This is a genomic window from Paenibacillus cineris (assembly GCF_018333335.1).
GTDB classification, from domain to species: Bacteria; Bacillota; Bacilli; order Paenibacillales; family Paenibacillaceae; genus Paenibacillus_AQ; species Paenibacillus_AQ favisporus.
Map to the genome: position 1 here is coordinate 1 of NZ_BORU01000029.1, position 289 is coordinate 289.

General features: G+C 50.5%; 2 rRNA genes. Both read right to left on the reverse strand.

Going from position 1 to position 289, the window contains the following annotated elements:
- Positions 1-108, reverse strand: a 5S ribosomal RNA gene (gene rrf / locus KI379_RS33785); the annotation flags it as partial.
- Positions 109-166: 58 nt separating this feature from the next.
- A 23S ribosomal RNA gene (locus tag KI379_RS33790) occupies positions 167-289 on the reverse strand; the annotation flags it as partial.

Here is a 289-nt window from a genome sequence, read left to right on the forward strand (position 1 = left end):
CGTCCTACTCTCCCAGGACCCTTCGGTCCAAGTACCATCGGCGCTGGAGGGCTTAACGGTCGTGTTCGGGATGGGTACGCGTGGAACCCCTCCGCTATCGCCACCAAACGTTCAAGTGTTTGATCACTTGAAAACTAGATACGAAACGAATCTACGATTTATTTTTTTGGATAAGCCCTCGACCGATTAGTATTGGTCAGCTCCATGCATTGCTGCACTTCCACCTCCAACCTATCTACCTCGTCGTCTACAAGGGGTCTTACATACTGGGAAATCTCATCTTGAGGGG